The organism is Streptomyces sp. NPDC050617, from assembly GCF_040654795.1.
GTDB lineage: Bacteria > Actinomycetota > Actinomycetes > Streptomycetales > Streptomycetaceae > Streptomyces.
This window is the reverse complement of the sequence record NZ_JBFAIS010000009.1, coordinates 253,653-270,622: the sequence shown is the minus strand read 5'-3', so window position 1 is coordinate 270,622 and position 16,970 is coordinate 253,653. Positions and strand designations below refer to the sequence as shown.

Genomic DNA, 16,970 nt, shown 5'->3' with positions numbered 1-16,970 from the left:
TCGCCGTCCTACGCGTCGCTACGGGCCGCGAATGCGATGAACGCGGCCCACGCGGCGGGGGAGACGGTGAGGACCGGGCCGCTGGGGTCCTTGCTGTCACGGACAGGCACGACGCCGTGCGCCACGGCACCGGGGGCCCACTCGACGCACTGCCCGCCCTCGGGCCCGCTGTACGACGACCGGACCCACTCGGTGGGCGTCACGTTGATTCCGTTACGCATAAGTCCGCTCCTTGAACATGCCTTTGATGCAGGCGATCGACTCATCGGGAGACAGGGCGTGGGCCCGCAGGCGGTCGTACGTGCCGCAGGTGGTGGCCACAGACTTGGCGTTCTCGTACGGGCGGCCACACCCTGCGGTTTCTCGGTGTGCAGCACCGCAGGGGAGTCCTCGAAGGTCAACAACGTGAACGCGGTACCTGTGGCGGGTGCTCCCGCTCTGAAGGGCAGCACTTGGATGGTGATGTGAGGCGACTCGGCTTCCTGCGCTAGGTGTTCGAGCTGCTGTGCCATGACCTGTGGTCCTCCCATGCACGTCCTGAGGGCTGCTTCATGGAGCACGATCCAGAGCAAGGGAGGAGATTCCCGTTCCATGACCTCGTGACGCCTTGTGCGAGCGGAGACCTTGCTTTCGATCACTGCTGTCTCCTCACGAGGGTTCCCGGCGCGGAAGACGGCACGATGAACATCGTCGAGTAGCCGAGGATGCTCGCCGCTCTTCGTCCCAGCTGCACGTAGGGGATGAACCAGCTCGGATGGTCCCCTTCCAGGATGCGCCGAAGCTGACGTAACCCTCCGAGTAGCCCGTCGCGTTGCCGAACCCGTGCTGGCTCATCCTCCGGCACTGCCGCACCTGTTTGACGTTCAGTCCGAAGCCGCACGCGGCATCGACGGTGTGCTCCTGGTACCCAAGACCCCGGCCCTCGGCGTGTCCCGTCCCGCGGGCCCCATGCTCCCCGCGTTCCCGCCCTGTCAGTGCCCCGAGCACCTCGCCGGTCGTGGCAAGCCCGACACGGCCGTGCGATCCGCCGCCACCCCCGACGGCGGCTCTCGCGCCGACGACGGACCCCGAGGAGTCACGTTGAGCCGCAGCTATCGCTATGTGCCGTTCAGCATCGCCCAGGACATGAGCACTCACCCCGAGTACCGGGCCGTATGCAGCGGCATCGCCCCCTTCTCGACGGGAAGCGGCGCGCCCCGCCCGTCAGCCCTCCCCGCCCCCCTCCTTCGCCCGCAGGGCCGGGTCCAGGACCACGTTCTCGTCGATTTCCATGGTCGGCGCTTCCGGGAAGTGGCAGGCGGACAGGTGGCCTTCCCGGTTTCCGTCGATGCGGGTCAGGGGTGGGGTGGTTCGGGCGCAGATGTCCTGGGCCTTCCAGCAGCGGGTGCGGAAGCGGCAGCCGGAGGGGGGTTCGATGGGGGAGGGGACGTCGCCGGCCAGGCGGATGCGTTGGCGGGGGACCGTGGTCTCGGTGTCGTCGACCAATGTCGCTTCCGGTACGGCCGAGAGCAGGGCGTGGGTGTACGGGTGGCGGGGGCGTTGGTAGATGTCGTCCCTGGCGCCGACTTCTACGATCTTGCCGAGGTACATGACGGCCACGCGCTGCGAGAAGTGGCGGACCACGGCGAGGTCGTGGGCGATGAAGAGGAAGGCGATGCCCAGTTCGCGCTGGAGTTCCTGGAGGAGGTTGACGACCTGGGCCTGGATGGAGACGTCGAGGGCGGAGACGGGCTCGTCGGCGACGACGAGTTTGGGGTCGAGGGCCAGGGCGCGGGCCACGCCGATGCGCTGGCGCTGGCCGCCGGAGAATTCGTGCGGGAAGCGGTTGTAGTGCTCGGGGCTGAGGCCGACGGTCTCCAGGAGTTCGCGGACGCGGGCCTCGCGGCCGCCCGGCGGGTCGATTCCGTTGATCTCCATGGGCCCGGAGATGATCGTGCCGACCGTCTGGCGCGGGTTCAGGGACGAGTAGGGGTCCTGGAAGATCATCTGGATTTCGGAGCGGACCGGGGCCAGTGCCTTGCGGCCGGCGTGGGTTATGTCCTGCCCCTGGTAGCTGATCTTCCCGGCGGTCGGTTCCAGCAGCCGGGTCAGGAGGCGGCCGGTGGTGGATTTGCCGCAGCCGGACTCGCCGACCAGGCCGAAGCTCTCCCCGGCCCGTACGGTCAGGTCGATGCCGTCCACGGCCTGTACGGCCCCCACCCGCCGCTTGATCGGGAAGCCGCCCATGATGGGGAAGTGCTTGGTCAGCCCCTCGGCGACGAGGATCTCGGTCATCTGCGTTCGCTCCTCAGCCCAGCCGGGGCTTGATCTGCTCGGTGAAGGTGGTCCGCTTCTGCTCCGCGGTCAGATGGCAGGTCGCGCCGCGCCCGGCCGGCAGCTCCGGTCGCTCCGTCCGGCACCGGTCGCCGGGCACGTCGGCCGCGAAGCCGCAGCGCGGATGGAAGGGGCAGCCCGGCGGCGGGGCCAGCAGGCTCGGGGGCGCGCCCGGAATCGGGGTGAGCGGCTCCGCCACGTTCGAGGCGAGGCGCGGCATCGAGCCCAGCAGCCCCCACGTGTACGGGTGCTGGGGCGCCCGTAGCACCTCGCCGACCGTGCCGCGCTCGACGACCCGGCCGGCGTACATCACCAGCAGGTCGTCGGCGGTGTTGGCGACGACGCCCAGGTCGTGGGTGATCAGGATGATCGCCGAGCCGGTCTGCTGCTGGAGTTCGCGCAGCAGGTCGAGGATCTGCGCCTGCACGGTGACGTCGAGGGCGGTGGTCGGCTCGTCCGCGATCAGCAGCTCCGGGTCGCAGACCAGCGCCATCGCGATCATCGCGCGCTGCCGCATGCCGCCGGAGAACTGGTGCGGGTAATCGTCCACGCGCAGCGTCGCGTTGGGGATGCCGACCTTCTCCAGCATCTCGACCGCCCGCAGCCGCGCGTCCCGCCGGGAGGCGCCGGTGTGCTTGCGGAACGGCTCGGCGATCTGGCGGCCCACCGTGTAGTACGGCGAGAGCGCGGTCAGCGAGTCCTGGAAGATCATCGCCATCTTGTTGCCGCGCAGCCGCTCCAGGGTCCGCTCGCCCGCGCCGGTCAACTCCTGCCCGTCCAGCCGGATCTCGCCCTTGACCTCGGTGTTGCGCGGGTCGTGCAGCCCGAGCACGGTCAGGTTGGTGACGGACTTGCCGGAGCCGGACTCGCCGACGATGCCCAGCGTCCGGCCGCGGGCGAGGTCGAAGGAGAGCCCGTCGACGGCCTTGACGACGCCGTCCTCGGTGCCGAAGCGCACATACAGATCGCGTACGGACAGGAACGCGTCGTCCTGGTCCGGGCCCGCGTCCGGGGCGGGGCCGGCGGCGCCGGGCTGGGTCACAGTGGTCACGTCGGTGGTTCTCCAGGCTCCTGAAATGGGCGGGGCGGGCTCGGAGGGCGCTCACGCCAGGCGCACGCGCGGGTCGATGAAGGCATAGGCCGCGTCCACGATGATGTTGGCCACGACGATCGCCGTGCAGCCGACCAGCATCACCGCCATCAGCGTCGGCAGGTCCGTCTCGGTCACCGAGGAGACCGCGAGCCGCCCGAGGCCGTGCAGATTGAAGGTGAACTCGGTGATCATGGCGCCGCCGAAGAGCGAGCCGAGGTCGATGCCGAAGATGGTGACGATGGGGGCCAGCGCCCCGCGCCACGCGTAGCGGAAGAAGACGGCGCGGCGGGACAGCCCCTTGGCCCGCGCCGTCCGCACATGTTCCTCGCCCAGCTGCTCGATCATCTGGGAGCGCGTCATACGCGTGTAGTTGGCGACGAAGATGATCGACAGGACCAGCCAGGGCAGCAGCATCCCCATGAACCATTTGCCGGGGTTCTCCGTGAACGGGTGGTAGCCCGGCTCGTCCAGGATGCGCAGCCCGCCGCTGACGAAGAGGCCGAGCGCGATGACGCCCACGAAGTAGATCTGCAGCGAGTTGCCGATCAGCGACAGCGAGCTGAAGAACTTGTCGACGACCGTGCCGCGCCGGGCCGCCGCGATCATGCCGAAGCCGACGCCGACGATCAGGAAGACGAACGCGCCGCCGAGCGCGAGCGAGAGCGTGGTGGGGTAGCGGTCGACGATGGTGCCCCAGACCGGCTGCTGGTTGGAGAAGGAGTAGCCGAAGCAGGGGGCCGGGCAGTGGCCCACGGTCAGGTCGCGGCCCGCGAAGATGCCGATCATGTAGTGCCAGTACTGGACGGGTACGGGCTGGTCCAGGCCGAGGTTCTTGTTGATGACGGCGAGCGCGTCCGGCGTGCAGTTCTTGCCGCAGGACATCAGGGCCGGCTCGGAGGGCAGCGCGAAGAACAGGAAGAACGTGATCGCGCTGATCAGCAGGATGATGACGAGCGCGCCGAGCGTGCGGCGGGCGAGGAATCGAAGCATGGCATCGCGGTTCTTCCGGTACGGGCGCGCGGGGCGTCCTGGCTGGTGGGAGGGGGCCGTGCCCGCCTCGGTGACCGGCGGGCACGGCCGTACGTGCGGCCAGTGCTACTGCTGTTGCTTCTGTTGTTTCTGTTGCGTCTGCTGCTTCCGCTACTTCACGAAGACGCTGGTCGGGTCGACCGAGCCGTACACCGGCTGGTACTTGACGCCGCCGAGCCCCGAACCCCACAGCGAGAACTGGCGGTTGTAGAACGTCGGGACGCCCGGCACGTCCTCCGTCAGGATCTTGTCGGCGAGTTTCATCCACTGCGGCGCGGCCTGCTTGATGTCCGTGATCGCGTTGATGCGGTCGATCTCGGAGTTGACCTTGGGGTTGTCGAGGTGCCCGTAGTTCTGGCTGCCGTCCGCGATCACCCGGCCGTCGAAGAGCGGCGGCAAGACCGTCGAGGAGACCGGCCAGTCCGCGCCCCACGAGGAGCGGTAGATGTCGAACTTGTTGTCCACCTGGGAAGTCGCCGTCCGCCAGGTGTTGGCGTCCACCTCCTTCTTCTGGACCTTGAAGCCGGCCTTCTGGAGCGCCTGGGTCACCACCACCGCGACCTTCTGTTCCACGTCCGTGTTGCGGTAGGCGTAGACGATCTCCTGGCCGACCTTCCCGGCCTCCTTCAGCAGCGCCCTGGCCTTCTCCGCGTCGCCCGCCGGGTGCGTCTTCTTCCCGTACGGGTCGGTGGCCTGGTAGCCGTCCATCGCCGGGGACAGGTAGTTGGTGGCGATGGTGCCGGCGGTCGTGCCGCCGTTCTGCTGGAGGATCTGCCCGTTGGGCATCGCGTAGGCCAGCGCCTTGCGGACCTTGACGTCCTTGAGCCGCGTCATGTTGAAGCTGATGTAGTCGACGTACGGCTGGATCTCCACGAAGCGCCGGGCCTTGGTGCCGGCGTCGTCCAGAACGTTCTGCGTCATGCCCGGATCGACGGCGTTGGTGAACGACATCGCGTTCTTGTCGGCGCCCTGCTGCGCCAGGACGCGCCGCGTCTGGTCCTGGGGCTGGTGGCCGAAGCTGATGTCGAACCGGTCGACGAACTGGTGCCGGATCGGGTCCGTCTTCGGGTCCCAGTTGGGGTTCTTCACCAGCGTCAGCGACTTGCCGACCTTGAAGTCCTGGACCTGGTACGGGCCGGAGGAGAAGGGCGCGATGTCGTACTTGCGCTGGGTGTCCTTGGCCGCCTTCACCGCCCCGATGTTGGGCATCGCGGTCGCGAACGGGGTGTCCGCGTGCGGCTTGCGGAAGTGCAGGACGACCGTCTTGTCGTCGGGGGTGTCCAGCACCGAGGCCGGCAGGTGCTTGCCCTTGTACGGGCCGTCCGGCAGCGCCTTGCGGAACGAGGTCCCGTCGCCCGAGAGCCACTGCGGAATGTACATCGGGCCGTCGGTCTCGAAATCGGCGTAGAGCCGCTCGATGCCCCACCGCACGTCCTTGGACGTGATCGGCGAGCCGTCCTGGAACTTCAGCCCGTCCTTGAGCTTGAACGTCCAGGTCCTGCCGCCGTCGGAGGCGGTGCCGGGGCCGGTGGCGAGGTCGCCGACGACCTTGGCCTTGCCGGAGGGATCCACCTTGTAGGAGGTGAGCGAGCGGTTGTAGAGCATCTGGGCGGTCAGCATGTCGGAGTAGTAGATCTGGCCGGGGTCGAGATGGTTGAACGCGTCGCGCTGGAGAACGGTGACGGCGCCGCCCTTTTTGGCGCCGGGCACCTCGGGGGCGGGGCCCTTCGAATCCGCCTCGGTGCCGATCGTGAAATTGGAGGCCTTGTTCTTGTCCGAGGACGGGCCCTGTTCCTTCTTGCCGCCACCGCCCCCGCCGCCGCTGCTGCACGCGGTGAGCACAAGGGCTCCGGTGGCCAGGGCCACGGCGGCGAGCCGGGCTCTGCGCTGGGGAGACGAAGTCATCAGTCGTTGCTCCTGCCTCGGGTTTCGGATGGATATCCGCGGCGCGTGCGTCCGTGCCGTGCGCGGCCCGGATATCCGTGGCTTCGCCTAGCGGTTCGTCTTCGGGTCGAATGCGTCCCGGACCGAATCCCCGAGCAGGTTGAAGGCGACCACGAAGACAATCATGGCGATGCCCGGGAAGAAGATGTAGGTGAGGTCGCTCTCGTAATAGTCGGCGCCGGCCTTGAACATGCGGCCCCAGTCGGGGGTCGGCTCGACGATTCCGACGCCGAGGAAGGAGAGACCGGCCTCCACGGTGACCAGCGTCGGCAGCATCAGCGTCGTCTGCACCAGGATCGGCGTCCACAGATTGGGCAGCAGTTCCTTGGTGATGATGCGCCACGGCGAGGCCCCGGTGACCTTCGCGGCCTCCACGAACTCCCGTTCGCGCAGGCTGAGCACCTGACCGCGGAGGAGCCGGGCCATTCCCATCCAGCCCAGCAGCCACAGCACCAGAATCAGCGTCACCACCCGCAGATAGGTGGGCGTCTCCTTCTCCGGGGAGACGAAGAGGGAGTACACGACGGGGGTGAAGGCGACGAAGGACAATTGGCTGGGGAACGCCAGCAGCAGATCGATGAAGCGGCCCAGGAAGTAATCGGTCCGGCCGCCGATATAGCCGGCGGTGACGCCGATCAGCACGCCCGTGGCCACGCAGAGCAGGGTGGCGATCGTGGCGATCAGGAGCGAGGTGCGGATTCCGTAGACGAGCTGTGTGAAAACATCCCGGCCGAGCGTCGGCTCGATGCCGAACCAGAAGTCGCCGGATATCCCGCCGTTCGGTTCGATCGGATATCCGAATTCATTGAGCAGGCCCGGCTCGTCGAGCCCGTACGTCGTCGTCGGATCCTTTCCGTACAGCTTGGAGATCAGCGGCGCGGCGATGGCGACCAGCAGGAAGAAGAGCACGATGAACGCCGAGATCACGCCCGTGCGGTCGCGCTTGAACCGCCGCCACATCAGCTGGCCCGGCGACCGCCCGACCAGTTTTCCCACATCCCCGCCGCCGTCCGGGGTGATGTTCAGCGGGTCGAGGGGGGAGGAGCCGCCGGCGCCCGCCGCCGCGGCCTGGGAAGGACTCGTCATCGCGTGAAGCCCCCGCACTGGTCGTCCGCACTGTCGTCCGCACTGTCAACTCGTGGAGCCGTCGCGGGCGCTGTGTGCGCCGCGAGTTGAGTGGACTTTTGCAATGAAGCCACAGGCCGGTCAAGAAGGCGTCGGCGGCGGATACGCAGTTCCTCCGTATCTTGAGCGAAGGTTGTGCAGATTGAGGTGCGGGCGTGCTTGACAATGGCTATCGGCGGGCAACCGAGGGCCGAATAGCGCGGTGTGTGAGGGGTATTGGGATATTCCGGCGACGGGGCGGGCGATCCGGGATGGGCGCTCCGGGCCCGGCGGCCGGCCGGCGGCGGGCAGCGGGCGGGCGGCTCGGCGGATTCAGCGCCTGAGGGACGCGGCGTCGCCCATGACGACGATCGGCTTGCGCGCGGGGTCCAGCGTCCGCAGCAGCTCGGCCATCCGGTCCTGGCCGACGCTCACACAGCCGTGCGTGGGGCCGCCGTGGTCGACGTGGAGCCAGATGCCGCCGCCGCGGTCCTCGCCCATCGGACGCGTCCAGTCCATCGGCGAAGTGCCGGGCTTCCGGTTGTAGTCGATGGCCACGACGTAGTCGAAGGAGCCCGCCAGGGGCTCGTTCGCGAACCCGGTGCCGCCCACGCTGAAGCCGTTGGAGCGGCTGTACGGCAGTTTCGTACCGGGATCGGCGAGCCTGCCGCCCGCGTCGGTGAGCGTGAACACCCCGATCGGCGAGCGCAGATCGCCCATCCGGTGCTTCTCCGACCAGCCGCGCAGCGCGTTGTGCGCGGGCCAGGGGGCGCCCGCCCGCCAGCCCTCGGACGTGCGCTCGTACACGACGACGGTGGACTCCGGCGAGTTCTTCCCCTTGCCGGTCACGACCACGGCCTGCCCGGTGCCGGCCGGTATCTTCGCGAGCGTGCGCGGCCCGAGGCCGGGCAGCTCGCTCGGCAGCGTCGGGGCGGCCGCCGCCTCGGGCGTGGTCGTCTCCTGGGCCTGCGTCGCGGGGGCGGTGCGCACCCCGCCGGCGGACTGCCCGCCGCACCCGGCGAGCGAACCCGCGCAGACCAGGGCCAGCAGGGACGCGCACAGCGGGCGCGCTGCGAGCGGAAGGCGTACGGACATGGGGGCGCCCTTTCAGTAGGCGTGGGGGTGATGGTGTGCGAGGAGCGGCGGGCACGAGCGGCTGGACGTACGGGAAACGGGGGGTACGAGCGGCTGGACGTACGGGACACCGGGCGTACGAGCGGCTGGACGCGAGGAACCGGGCGTACGGGCGGCGGCGCGGGTGCGGCGCGGCCCGGTCAGCGGCCGGAGCCGCGCGTCGCCGTGGGCTCGGGGCCGCCGAAGGCCACGCTGGCCAGCAAGTCGCGGGCCTGCGCCAGCGATGCCCCGGCGGGCTCCCGCAGGCAGACGGACACGGCGATCGCCTCGTCCTCGCCGGTCCCGAGGTCGGGGCTGGCGTCGCGCAGGACGGTGCGGGACGCCGTCAGTTCGCGGGTGCCGCCGATCTTCCGGCACTCGGGCGTCGGCGACTTCTCCGTCGTGAGACGGAAGGACGCGTCCGTCGCGGCCTTCTCGACGGGCGTCCGCCGGAACGCGACCAGCGCGCCGCCGCTGTCCAGCGCGTCCAGCGGCCCGCAGGGGCTGCCGGTGGCGGTCTTCTCGGCGCACGCGGGCCGCCCGGACAGCGGCTGGGTGGCGGCGAAGGCCGTCGGAGAGGCGTTGTCCGGCGGAACGGTGGGGGCCTGCGCGTGCCAGCCCGGTGGGAGCCGGTACCCCAGGCCCAGCAGTTCGGAGTAGCGGACCGGTCGCCCGGTGGACCCGGAAGCCACTGGAATCGGCTCCTCCGTCGGCGCGGGAACGGCGGACGGCCACGACAGCACCGCGGCGAGCGCCACCGCGGCGACGCCCGCGGCCAGCCCGGCCGTGCGCCGCCGGCGGCGGTGCGTCACCCGGCGGCGCACCTGGCGCATCCGCTGCTCGGGGGCGGAGAGCCGGGGCACGGCGTGCTCCAGCAGGCGCCGCAGCTCCCGTTCCTCGTCAGCCTCGTTCACCGCGCGCACCCCCCTCCGCCGGCGCCGCCCGCACCTGACCGCGCAGCGCCTTGAGCGCCTTCGACGCCTGGCTCTTGACCGTGCCCGGCCGGCAGCCGAGCACCGCGGCCGTCTCCTCGACGCTCAGGTCCTCGAAGTAGCGCAGCACGACGACCGCGCGCTGCCGCTTCGGGAGCCGCCGGACGGCGGCTCCCAGCGAACTCTCCAGATCGACGGCGTCGTACGGATCGGGCGCGGCGAGCGCGTCCGGCACCTCGCCGTGCGGCACCTCGCCGCGCCAGCGGCGCTGCCACCACGAGGCGTGGGTGTTCACCAGCGCCTTGCGGACGTACGCCTCCGGGTCGTCCGCCGTGATCCGGTTCCACTTCGGCCAGACCTTGGCGAGGACCGTCTGGAGCAGGTCCTCGGCCTGATGGGCATCGCCTGTGAGCAGCCACGCGACCCGCAGCATCCGCGGGCCGCGCGCGGCGACGAACTCCTCGAAGCCCGGTTCGCCGGCCGTCACAGTGGTGTCCTCGCCATCGGGTTCCTGTCCGCGTCGCTCCTGTCACACTCCTTCGACCGGGTGGGACGCGGATCGGGTTGCCTCAGGTGACGCACGAGTTTCAGGGCCACCGGTCGGGGGAAGGGGCGGCGGCTTTCAGCCGATCTTCAGCGACCGCTTGAGGAAGTCCACCTGGAGGAGCAGCAGGTTCTCCGCCACCTGTTCCTGCGGCGTCATGTGCGTCACCCCCGACAGCGGCAGCACCTCGTGCGGACGGCCCGCCGCGAGGAGCGCCGAGGACAGCCGCAGGGTGTGCGCGGCCACCACGTTGTCGTCCGCGAGACCGTGCACGATCATCAGCGGCCGGACCTCCTCCGCCGCGCCCGACAGCCCCTCGTCCGTGATGAGGGAGTTGGCGTCGTACACCTGCGGCTGCTCGTCCGGGTGGCCGAGATAGCGCTCCGTGTAGTGGGTGTCGTACAGCCGCCAGTCGGTGACGGGCGCGCCCGCGACGCCCGCGTGGAAGACGTCCGGGCGGCGCAGCACCGCGAGGGCCGCGAGATAGCCGCCGAAGGACCAGCCGCGGATTCCGACCCGGCCGAGATCCAGCGGGTAGCGCTCGGCGAGCGCCCGCAGGGCGGCGACCTGGTCGTCGAGGACCACGTCGGACATGGTGTCGCGGATGGCCTTCTCCCGGCCGGGCGAGTGGCCCGGAGTGCCCCGGCCGTCGGCGACGACCACGGCGAACCCCTGGTCGGCGAACCACTGCGAGGTCAGATACGCGTTGTGCGCGGCGACGACGCGCTGGCCGTGCGGACCGCCGTAGGGGTCCATGAGCACGGGGAGCGGACCGTCGCCCTCGCGGTAGCCGGCGGGCAGCAGGACGGCGCACGGGATGCGGTCCGGCCCGGCCTCGGTCAGCTCCGGGCGGGCGGTCAGCTCCGGCTTCTCGGCGTACGACTCCACGACGGCGGTCCGCTTGCCGTCGCGCAGCACCTCGACGGCGGCCCCGCAGCGCTCCGGCGACGCGGAGACCAGCACGCAGACGTCGCCGGACCGTACGGCCGAGTGCACGCCCCGCCCCTGCGAGACGCGCTCCACGCCCAGTTCGTTGACGCGGTAGACGTGCACCTCGCCGGTCTCCGGGGCGGCGGCCTCGGGCCCGGCGGACGCCGAGACGAGCACGTCGTTGCCGCCCACGTCCAGCACGGACCGCACGTGCAACTGCGGCCCGGTCAGGGCGCGGTCGCCGACGACGAGCACTCGCGCGCCGCCCTCGTCCGCGATCCGCAGCAGATGGCCGTCCGGCGTCCAGGCGGGCACGCCGGGGAACAGATCCAGCCACACCGGGTCCTCGTCCGCGTGTAGCATGCGGGTCGCGCCGGTCTCGGGGTCCACCGCCAGATGCAGTTGGGAGCGCTGGTCGCGGGCCTGGACGAGAAGCAGCGGCGGCCCGTCCGCCGACCAGTGGACGCGCGCCAGGTAGGGGTACCGGTCGCGGTCCCACTCGATGTCGGCGCGGGTGCCGTCGAGACGCAGCAGGGCCAGGGACACGTCGGCGTTCGGGGTGCCGGCGGCCGGGTACGCCTGCTCGGACGGCTCGCGGTCCGGGTTGGCGGGGTCGGCGATCCACCAGCGGCGCACGGGGGAGTCGTCGACGCGGGCGGCGAGCAGCGCGTCGCTCCCGGGGGACCACCAGAAGCCGCGGTAGCGGTCCATCTCCTCGGCGGCGATGAACTCGGCGAGGCCCCACACCTCGGATCCCTCGGGCGCGGCCAGGGCGCGGTCGCCCGTGCCGTCCGCGGCGACGAGCCGCAGCGCGCCGCCCGCGGCGTACGCGATGTGCCGCCCGTCGGGGGAGGGGCGCGGGTCGACGACCGGTCCGGGGGCGGGCAGTTCGCGCGCCTCGCCGGTCCGCAGGTCGGTGGCGAAGAGCCGGCCGGAGAGGGCGAACGCCGCCAACTCGGCCGCCGCGTCCGTCGCGTAGCCCACCACGCCCGCCGAACCCTCGCGGGTGCGCTCGCGCCGCGCCCGCTCCTCGGCGGACAGCCGCTCGCCCGCGCCGCCGAGCAGCGTCCGCGGGTCCGCCGCCGGGTACTCGCGGTTCTCGTCGAGGTCCAGGACCCACAGGACGTTCGCTCGATCGGTGCCCGTCCGGGAGCGCAGGAAGGCGACACGAGAGCCGTCGGGGGACACGGTGAAGGCGCGCGGGGCGCCGAGGGTGAAGCGCTGGGTGCGCGCGTGCTGCCGCGGAAAAGTCATGTCTTGACCTTACGTTTCCCCTCCTGACCCCACCGTTTCGGCCACAGCCCTGGGTCCTTCACGCGATCTTGCCGGTTGAAACCTCAACTGGCCTACGGACGGGGGCATATCCGCGGGGTGCGGATGCCGAGGCCGCCGCGGGTGTGCGCCCCGTTTTGCTCCCGTGCACCGACTCATGCGCGCGTACGGAAAGTTATGATCACTCGCGCATAGTGGGTATGCATTGCCTGGGCTTCCCCATGCCTGCGTTCCTTGCTGTCCATCCGACCGCGCGTCCCTGGAGGTGAACCGCTGTGGCACTCTCGATTTCGGCGGTGGTGCTGCTGGCGATCATCGTCTTCCTGCTGGTCCGGAAGTCCGGGCTGAAGGCAGGACATGCGGCGGTCTGCATGCTGCTGGGGTTCTACCTGGCCAGCTCGTCCATCGCCCCGACCCTCCACCAGCTCACCACGAACGTCGCGGGGATGATCGGCAACCTCAAGTTCTGAGCCGGCGGTGAGTCGGCGGTGAGCCGGTTCCCGTCGTCCGGCGGCGGCGCGCGGCTCGTACGCTGTTCCCATGAGTGACCTTCCGGCCCGCCGACTGCTCCTGGTGCACGCCCACCCGGACGACGAGACGATCAACAATGGCGCGACCATGGCCGCGTACGCGGCCGCGGGCGCCCATGTCACGCTCGTGACCTGCACCCTCGGCGAGGAGGGCGAGGTGATCCCGCCCGAGCTGGCGCACCTCGCAGCCGACCGGGACGACGCCCTCGGCCCGTACCGCGTGGGCGAGCTGGCCGCCGCGATGAAGGCGCTGGGCGTCACGGACCACCGCTTCCTCGGGGGCGCGGGCCGGTTCCGCGACTCGGGGATGATGGGCGCGCCGCAGAACGAGCGCCCCGACGCCTTCTGGCAGGCGGAGCTGGACGACGCCGCCGGGTACCTCGTTGAGGTGATCCGCGAGGTCCGTCCGCAGGTGCTGATCACGTACGACCCGCAGGGCGGTTACGGCCACCCCGACCACATCCAGGCGCACCGTGTCGCGATGCGCGCCGCCGACCTGGCCGCCGACGCCGCCTTCCGGCCGGAGCTCGGCGCGGCCCACGCCATCGCGAAGATCTACTGGAACCGCATACCGCGCTCCGTCGTCGAGGAGGGCTTCGCCCGGCTGCGGGCCGCCGGGAAGGACAGCCCCTTCCCCGAGATCGCCACCACCGAGGACGTGCCGGGCGTCGTCGACGACGCGGACATCACGGCGGCGATCGACGGGTCGGCGCACAGCGCGGCCAAGACCGCCGCGATGCGCGCCCACGCCACCCAGATCGCCGTGGACGGCCCGTTCTTCGCGCTCTCGAACGACCTGGGGCAGCCGCTGCTCTCGACGGAGCACTACGAGCTCGTACGGGGCCCGGCCGGCGCCGAGCGCGAGGACGACCTGTTCGCGGGGGTGGCGCTGTGACGGCGGCGGGCGACGGCGCGAAGCGCGCCAAGGCGTCATCGGGCGGCGGGTCCGGCAAGGCCGGCGGGTCCGCCGGGGCCTCGGCCGAGGCCGCCCGCGCGGTCTTCGGCACGGGCCTGGCCAGGCCGATGACCGCGGGCCGGATCGCCGCGCTCCTCGGCCTGCTCGTGCTCGGCGCGCTGGTCGGGATCGCGGGCTCGCTCGTACAGGCCGGCTGGTTCCCCGGCGGGCTGCTGCTCGCCCTGCTGGGCCTGGCGGCCCTGTGCTACGGCGGGGTGAAGGCGACCGGCAGCAGGATCGGCGGGGCCGCGCCCGGCGCGGGCTGGCTCATCGTCGTGCTGCTGCTGACCGCGACCCGGCCGGAGGGGGACTTCCTCTTCGGGGCGGGGCTCGGCACCTATGTTTTCCTGCTCGGCGGGATGTTCGCGGCTGTGATGTGTGCCACGCTCCCGAAAGCGGCGCAACCGGACAGATCGGCAGCCCGACTTGGTAAGTGACGTGACGTTTTCCGCTTGACGTCCGATTGCGGAGATCGGTCCGTCGAGCCCCGTACCCGACCCCCGCTCGCGACGGCCGCCCGCCGGACGTCAAGTGCGCGTGTGCGGCGGCCAGTATGGTGGTGCGCGCCGCCGAGCCGCCCGCACGAGGTCATGACGGGCGGCGGAGCTAACTGGGAGAACCTGCATTGAGCCGTGAATCTGACAGTTCGTCCTCTGGGTCCCAGGGGCGCGGTGGCACCGCGTACCCGTCGGGGACCCCGCCGTACGGAGCCCGCCAGTATCCGTCGCTGCATCCCACGCAGGACGAAGTCGGCGCAGGCGCAGAGGAACCGACCGTGGCACCCAAGCCGGAGGAGCCGAAGACCGAGACCACGCTGACCACCCGGATTCGGATCAACATTCCGGGCTCGCGGCCCATTCCGCCGGTCGTGATGCGCACGCCGGTCGCGGACGACCCGACCCAGACCGGCGCCGGTTCCGGCGGGGACGGCGAGCGTACGGGCGGCCACCCCCGGCAAGGCGCTCCGGGCGCGCCCGGAGCGCCGGCCTCCGCCGTGCCGCCGGCCGCGCCGCGGCCGCGCCCGGAGCCCGACCCGATGCGCAACGGCGCGCCGTCGGGTGCGCCGGGGACTCCGGGGCAGGGCACGGGGCAGACCCCCGGAAAGGCCTCGGGACAGAAGGAGAAGACCAGCGACTGGTTCGCGCCGCGCAAGCCCGCCTCGTCCGCCGGAGCTTCGGGCTCTTCGACGACGGGCGCGACCCCGCGGCCGGCCGCCGCGGCCGAGACCACCCAGGAGTTCCAGGCTCCGGGCATGGGCGGCGGCCGCTCCGACCTCCCCTTCTCCCCTGACGGGCCCCCGGCCCGTACGGACACCCCCGCGGCCGGCTCTCCGCGCGTACAGCCGCCGAACGGTTTCCCCGGCGCCGGCGGCACCGGCACCGGTCCGGCCTTCGGCTCCGGCCCGGACGCGGGCCGCGGGCCCGGCGCGGGTCCGGGCGCGGGCTCCGGTTCCGGTTCCGGTTTCGGCGCGGGCCGTGACTCCGGCGGTCCCGCCGCGGGTCCGGGCTTCGGCGCGGGTCCGGGTTCCGGCGGTCCTGGTACGGGCACGGGTCCGGCCTTCGGTTCGGGGGCGGGCTCCGGCGGTCCCGGCGCGGGCTTCGGCGCGGGTGCGGGCAACGGTCCGGGCGCCGGTCCGGGGACGGGCTCCGCTTCCCCCTTCGGTTCCGGTTCCGGTTCCGACGCCTTCGGTCCGCGTCCGGGCGCGGACGCCGCCGGTACGGGCCCCGGCTCGGGCCCCGGCGGCAGCGCGCCCGCGCGCTCCGACGACACCGCGCGGTTGACCCCGCAGGCCCCCTTCGGGCAGGAGGGGAAGCCGCCGTTCGGCGCGAAGAACCCGGCGCCCGGCGCGGCCAGCGCCTCGGCCGACCGCACGTCCAGCGACACCCTCGTCAGCGGCATCCCGGTCGTACCGCCTTCCGAGGACCGCGCCAAGCCGCTCTTCCCGGCGGCGGCGATGGCCGACGGCCAGGTCTCCGGCGCGCCCGGACAGGCCGCCCCCGGCAAGGGCGGCGCGGGCGCGGTGGACAGCGGCGCGCCGCGCGTCGCTGTCCCGGCGCCCAAGACCGGTGCGCCGGCGCCCGCCCCGGCCGCCGCGAAGGCCGCGCCGAAGACGGCGAAGAAGCAGAAGAAGGGCCGCTCCAAGATCGTGCTGCTCGGCGGCGGGCTCGTGGCCCTCGTCGGCATCGCGTACGGCGCGGGCCTGCTGCTCGACCACTCGGACGTACCGGCCGGCACCACCGTCCTCGGCGTCGACATCGGCGGCTCCACGAAGGAAGCCGCGGTCCAGAAGCTCGACAAGGCGCTGGGCAACCGCAAGACCGCGCCTCTCAAGGTGTCGGTCGGCGGCAAGCAGGGCGAGCTCAAGCCGTCCGTCGCGGGGCTGACGGTCGACACCCAGGCGACCGTGCGGGGCCTGGCGGGCCGGGAGTACAACCCGGTCACCGTCATCGGCTCGCTGTTCGGCGGGGCCCGGCAGGCCGAGCCTGAGATCGTCGCGGACGACGAGAAGATGGCCTCCGCCCTCGACACGCTGGCCGGCAGCTCGGCGGGGGCCAAGGACGGCACGATCAAGTTCGAGGCGGGCAAGGCCGTGCCGGTCTACGGCAAGGCGCACCAGGGCCTGGACACCAAGAAGGCCATCGCGGCCGTGACCGAGGCCTACCGGCAGCGGGCGACCACCGGCCAGGACAAGGTCACGGCGCTGCCCAGCACCAGCCGGCAGCCGGCGATCAGCAACGCCGAGGTCGACCGGGTGATGAAGGACTTCGCGGAGCCCGCGATGTCCGGTCTCGTCACCATCCGGACCGACCCCGCGCACAGCATCCAGTTCAGCCCGGGGCTGTCGCTGCCGAAGTTCCTCTCGGTCAAGGCGCAGAACGGGCACCTGGCCCCGAGCTACGACCTGTCCGTGCTCCAGCAGCTGTACGGGACGACGTTCCAGGGCGTCCTGGTCCAGCACGGCGACGGCTCCAAGGGCCCGGTCACGCCGCAGGACGTCGCGAAGGCCCTCGACAAGGCGCTGCTGGGCAAGACGTCCACCGAGCGCGTCGGCGTCATCCCGGTCAACGGTTCCTGACCAGGCCGCGGCGCACGCGCCCGAGAGCCCCCGCACCCCCGGTGCGGGGGCTCGGTCATGGCGCGACCCATGACATCTGTCATCCCGAGCTCACGACCGCTGACACTGCCGCGCGCCGCCCGGGTCCGCGAAGGT

Annotated in this window: 13 protein-coding genes and 2 pseudogenes; 4 read left to right on the top strand and 11 right to left on the bottom strand. The window is 71.7% G+C overall.

The window, feature by feature from the left end:
- Window positions 1-8: 8 nt before the first annotated feature.
- From AB0I49_RS15470 to AB0I49_RS15420, 11 genes and pseudogenes are all read right to left on the bottom strand, one after another.
- Entirely contained in the window at window positions 9-221 is a 213-nt protein-coding gene (locus AB0I49_RS15470) for a DUF397 domain-containing protein (RefSeq protein WP_363227481.1), read from the bottom strand.
- A gap of 189 nt (window positions 222-410) precedes the next feature.
- A pseudogene (locus tag AB0I49_RS15465) lies at window positions 411-638 on the bottom strand (Scr1 family TA system antitoxin-like transcriptional regulator); the annotation flags it as partial.
- A 565-nt stretch (window positions 639-1,203) separates the two neighbouring features.
- Window positions 1,204-2,277 (bottom strand): annotated as a pseudogene (locus AB0I49_RS15460) (dipeptide ABC transporter ATP-binding protein); the annotation flags it as partial.
- Between the two features lie 10 nt (window positions 2,278-2,287).
- The gene (locus AB0I49_RS15455; RefSeq protein ID WP_363227480.1) at window positions 2,288-3,355 is read right to left on the bottom strand and encodes an ABC transporter ATP-binding protein; all 1,068 of its coding nucleotides are present in this window, start codon (window positions 3,353-3,355) and stop codon (window positions 2,288-2,290) included.
- A gap of 60 nt (window positions 3,356-3,415) precedes the next feature.
- Window positions 3,416-4,396, bottom strand: coding sequence for an ABC transporter permease (locus AB0I49_RS15450; protein ID WP_363227441.1), 981 nt, complete (start codon window positions 4,394-4,396; stop codon window positions 3,416-3,418).
- Between the two features lie 150 nt (window positions 4,397-4,546).
- Entirely contained in the window at window positions 4,547-6,340 is a 1,794-nt protein-coding gene (locus tag AB0I49_RS15445; protein ID WP_363227440.1) for an ABC transporter substrate-binding protein, read from the bottom strand.
- Between the two features lie 87 nt (window positions 6,341-6,427).
- A complete protein-coding gene (locus tag AB0I49_RS15440; protein ID WP_363227439.1) occupies window positions 6,428-7,465 on the bottom strand; it encodes an ABC transporter permease in 1,038 nt (345 codons plus the stop codon).
- A 351-nt stretch (window positions 7,466-7,816) separates the two neighbouring features.
- Window positions 7,817-8,578 carry a L,D-transpeptidase family protein gene (locus AB0I49_RS15435; protein WP_363227438.1) on the bottom strand — a complete coding sequence of 254 codons (762 nt, stop codon included), beginning with the start codon at window positions 8,576-8,578 and terminating at the stop codon, window positions 7,817-7,819.
- A gap of 179 nt (window positions 8,579-8,757) precedes the next feature.
- Window positions 8,758-9,510 (bottom strand): hypothetical protein, encoded by a 753-nt coding sequence (locus tag AB0I49_RS15430; protein ID WP_363227437.1) that lies wholly within the window; start codon window positions 9,508-9,510, stop codon window positions 8,758-8,760.
- Entirely contained in the window at window positions 9,497-10,015 is a 519-nt protein-coding gene (locus tag AB0I49_RS15425; RefSeq protein ID WP_363227436.1) for a SigE family RNA polymerase sigma factor, read from the bottom strand. The genes AB0I49_RS15430 and AB0I49_RS15425 overlap by 14 nt, the downstream gene beginning before the upstream one ends.
- A 135-nt stretch (window positions 10,016-10,150) precedes the next feature.
- On the bottom strand, window positions 10,151-12,256 hold the full coding sequence (locus AB0I49_RS15420) for a prolyl oligopeptidase family serine peptidase (protein WP_363227435.1): 2,106 nt from the start codon (window positions 12,254-12,256) through the stop codon (window positions 10,151-10,153).
- A 293-nt stretch (window positions 12,257-12,549) separates the two neighbouring features.
- Between AB0I49_RS15420 and AB0I49_RS15415 the strand changes: the two genes are divergently transcribed.
- From AB0I49_RS15415 to AB0I49_RS15400, 4 genes are all read left to right on the top strand, one after another.
- Window positions 12,550-12,744: a hypothetical protein gene (locus AB0I49_RS15415; RefSeq protein ID WP_363227434.1), complete on the top strand. Its 195-nt coding sequence runs from the start codon at window positions 12,550-12,552 to the stop codon at window positions 12,742-12,744.
- Between the two features lie 70 nt (window positions 12,745-12,814).
- Entirely contained in the window at window positions 12,815-13,699 is an 885-nt protein-coding gene (gene mshB / locus AB0I49_RS15410; protein ID WP_363227432.1) for an N-acetyl-1-D-myo-inositol-2-amino-2-deoxy-alpha-D-glucopyranoside deacetylase, read from the top strand.
- 128 nt (window positions 13,700-13,827) lie between these two features.
- Window positions 13,828-14,196, top strand: coding sequence for a DUF6113 family protein (locus AB0I49_RS15405; RefSeq protein WP_363227479.1), 369 nt, complete (start codon window positions 13,828-13,830; stop codon window positions 14,194-14,196).
- 338 nt (window positions 14,197-14,534) lie between these two features.
- Window positions 14,535-16,835, top strand: coding sequence for a hypothetical protein (locus AB0I49_RS15400; protein WP_363227431.1), 2,301 nt, complete (start codon window positions 14,535-14,537; stop codon window positions 16,833-16,835).
- The last annotated feature ends 135 nt before the right edge of the window (window positions 16,836-16,970 follow it).